At 41.8% G+C, this 3,610-nt stretch carries 2 protein-coding genes and 3 pseudogenes; 3 read left to right on the top strand and 2 right to left on the bottom strand.

What is annotated here, in order from left to right; genetic code table 11:
- Window positions 1-158, bottom strand: a pseudogene (locus KKC1_RS17410) (DDE transposase); the annotation flags it as partial.
- 296 nt (window positions 159-454) lie between these two features.
- Between KKC1_RS17410 and KKC1_RS17915 the strand changes: the two are divergent.
- From KKC1_RS17915 to KKC1_RS06395, 3 genes and pseudogenes are all read left to right on the top strand, one after another.
- Window positions 455-676: pseudogene (locus tag KKC1_RS17915) on the top strand (transposase); the annotation flags it as partial.
- Window positions 671-1,459 (top strand): transposase, encoded by a 789-nt coding sequence (locus KKC1_RS06400; protein ID WP_238134223.1) that lies wholly within the window; start codon window positions 671-673, stop codon window positions 1,457-1,459. The pseudogene KKC1_RS17915 and the gene KKC1_RS06400, both read left to right, overlap by 6 nt.
- 413 nt (window positions 1,460-1,872) lie before the next feature.
- Window positions 1,873-2,122: pseudogene (locus KKC1_RS06395) on the top strand (transposase); the annotation flags it as partial.
- A 583-nt stretch (window positions 2,123-2,705) separates the two neighbouring features.
- Here KKC1_RS06395 and KKC1_RS06390 read toward each other — a convergent pair.
- Window positions 2,706-3,610, bottom strand: a 905-nt coding sequence (locus KKC1_RS06390; protein ID WP_192868115.1) for a DUF2088 domain-containing protein, incomplete at its 5' end; no start/stop codon positions are given.

Here is a 3,610-nt window from a genome sequence, read left to right as displayed (position 1 = left end):
ATCGGATAATCATTCCGACCCTTCCCGCGTTTGCGCTCCAGTTTGCGCATTAATTCTTCATCAGGTAGGTTGCGAAGAACTATTACCAGCCGCTTTAAATCACCCAGTTCTTCTATTTCCCGCCACCCAAAAAGCTGTGGTTGTGGTATAATAGCCATAAGGGAAACCTCCTTTTGTTTCTTTTTTGGGGTCTTTAAGAAAATTCTCCGTAAAAAGGAGGTTTCCCCTTCTTTTTTTCTTTGATTTCTCTTCGCTTCGCTTTTTGTTTCTACTTTTCCCTCTAATTTCTTCCCTTGGGGTCAATATTGGCTATTTAACACCCGCCTATTTCTAAAACTCTCTCAAATCCTGGATTGTGTTGGGGTAAAATGTTTTGTTTGATACTCTAAAACGACCTATTTGTGCTTGCTTCCGCACAGCGCAATTGGCTCTATATTAAAATTTTGTAGATGATTCGTTTGTCTATGACCTTATTTCACCTTTATATAAAAAAGGTGGCCACAATCCCCATAATCCAATAACCATGTTTCGAGCTCATTACCTGTACTTTACCAAAACCGAAATCACTTCATACCGGGATCTGGAGCGCAAACTGAAAGAGCCTCAAAACCAAAGTTACCGAAACTTTATTTCTGTCGCTGGCTCACAGCGTATTCCTTCGCATAACAGCATGAGCGATTTCAGAACAAAAGTGGGTGTCGAGCGTTTTTATCAGATTCTGTTCCACATTATCGCCCAGGCATCAAAACTTGACGGATTTTTAAACCCGGTTATTTCTGCAGTTGATTCCAGGCCATTATTTGCCAATGTTGGCGGGCCGAAAAGAAAACGCTGTAACTGCGATGATAAAGAGAATTGTTCCTGTGAAAAAACATTCACCGACCCGGATGCCGCCGTGGGCACCATGCGTAATAAGACTAATATGAATAAATATTTTGTCGGCTACCGCAAGCACACTATCGTCTGTCATTCCAAACAAGGGCCGATACCGTTAATCTCCATTATTTTACCTGCCAATGTGCATGACGTAAATGTACTGCTTCCATTATTGGAGAAGTTAAAACAGGTAGAAAATCTAAAACTTGAATATCTGGCGGCCGACCTTGGATATTTTGATGAGGATATTAATGTCGAAGCTTTGGCCGAGCATGATGTGATTGTATCTACCGATATTAAAAAGAATACCAAGCTGCCGGAGGATATGAATAAAGACCTGCAGTTTGTTTGCCCACAGGGCCACCCCCTGGTATGGGACGGCTTTGACAGAAAAACTTTGGATGTGTGGTTTAAAGGTGATGAAAACCTTTGCCAGAGTTGTCTTTATAACTTTACTTGCGATAAGTATTTTCACAAAAACTACCTGGAAAACCCGTTAATCAACAGCCCCGTACCTCACGGTTCCAAGCTGCATAAAGAACTCAAGAAATTTCGCAAACAAGTAGACTCAACTTTGCCATAGAATCAAATTCAATGGACAGGGTAATGCGGCATAAGAAACTCCCGGTACGTGGCCTGCCCAGAGTGCAGATATTTGACATAATGGCTGATACCTTCAGGCTGATTAAGCTTATGATAAAGCACATGCATGATACTGTTGTACCTAAAGACAGGGATGAATTTTTGAATAGAATGCGAATTGCACAATTTACTCACCCAATCACTGCATAGAACATGTTGCAATGATTCGCAACTCAAAAAGCTTTACCCACAAGCCATAGGGTACGTCTGTCCATTTTTAAGTAATTTTTAGCTGATACCATTGTTTATCTATTATAAAATGAAATTTGAATAAAACATGGACCCATTTATTGGATATCTTAGGTCATTAGCTATAATTTTTCTGAGCGAGAATTGTGCTTTTCGAACACACTCTTTAAATATCCATACGAGATACGCAAGTTAATATACACAACTAACATCATTGAAGGTTACCACCGACAGCTACGAAAGGTAACCAAAACCAAGACAGCTTACCCGACAGATGAGGAAGAAATTATTTATCTGGCCACTGTCAAAGCGTCAAAGAAATGGAGAAATGGACCACAATAAGAGACTGGAAAAAAGCATATCGCAGTTTGCCATTCACTTCAGTGATCGGTTACAAGCAGAACTGGCTATATAAATGTTGGGGCTTCGCCCCAAGAGTTTATCGCTTTGGTTCTCCACAAGGATAGCATTTTAAAAGGAAGAGAGGCAGCTTTTATGCCACCCCCGCTATCCCCGGCAGAACCCCGCCAGGCGCTCGGGTTGCTCTCCAGCATTGCCTTACCCTCCCGACGGGTAAGAGCCATTATTAGTATAACCGTTATTTATCGGAAGAAACTATTTACACAAAATAATTTATACTCCCAATTGAGAACGGATAACGGGCCTCAATTCGCGGCTAAGCAGTTTCAGCAGCTTTGTAACCAACTGGGCGTCATACATGAGCGGGTACCTGTTAAGACACCAACATGAAAGCCCACGTTGAATCGTTTCACTCCATTTTGGAAGAAGAGTGCTAAGGCCACCACCAATTCCAAAGCTTCATGGAGGCTTATGCCGCAGTTACTGAAAACAAGGACTATTACAACAAGCGCAGAAAGCATGGCAGTCTTCGGCATATGGCACCTGAAGAATTCCACAAAGTATTCATGACCAACAATGTGAGCTTTAAAACCTTTTGTCTCATAATCTCCGGAATTAGGGGCCAGCCGGATTTACATTTAGTAATATACTCCGGTATCAAAAATACTATCTACTTTTTTAATTATTTCCATATTTTGTGCTTCTGGCAAAAGAGCCTCGGAAATCCATAAGTATTCAAGATGTTTTGTATCTTTTATACGTGCCACTCGGCAATTTTGCAATTCGTACAATTTACAGGCAGTTTCAATTGCTTCACGCTCTGTTGGGAGCGTGCATGGAATTTTTACCGAGCCTAAAAAACCGGTGGTAAGGGCATTTTTATACGTATTTTGAAAATCAATTTTATTTACCAGCTCTTGTGTAGTTATGTCAGCATACCCAATACCGAGCGCATTGCCCTTTGATTCTGGGGTTAAGTCTAACACCACCAGTGTTTCATAACGTTGTACCGGATTTCCCCCTAATCGGCGGTGTATTCCGATTACGTTGACATCCATACCTGAGCCGCTGATATTTTTCCCCATTTGATCCACTATCAGCACATGCAGATGATTAAAGGGAACTTTGGGTAATTGTTCCCACGCCAGTTTAAGTAATTCTTTTTCAATTTCCTTACGTTCTTCCGGCTTAACCCCTTTTAATACTAAGGCTTCTCCCTGAAAATTATCTACCGAAGCAATGCCACCCAGCAAATTAATTTTATTGGCGATAACATCTGCCATTTCTACTAAATGATGTCCCAATCCGGCCCGGTGAGCCTCTTCTGCTCCACGCACTTTTCCCATTCCCACGGCCATCATTTTACTCAGGCCACTTTCAATGGGCGCGCGGAATCCGGTATGCGGCTTAACCCGGTTGAATAAAAACACTCCGTCGGCCTCTAATGCATATTTATCACAGTAAACGGGCACCCCACTTGGTGTTTGGCCAACAAGAACTGCATCCACGCAGGATTTTATTGGTACGTTTAAAGCTTCTTCAG

Source organism: Calderihabitans maritimus (genome assembly GCF_002207765.1).
In the GTDB taxonomy this organism is placed as follows: domain Bacteria; phylum Bacillota; class KKC1; order Calderihabitantales; family Calderihabitantaceae; genus Calderihabitans; species Calderihabitans maritimus.
This window is presented reverse-complemented; position numbering and strand designations above follow the sequence as displayed.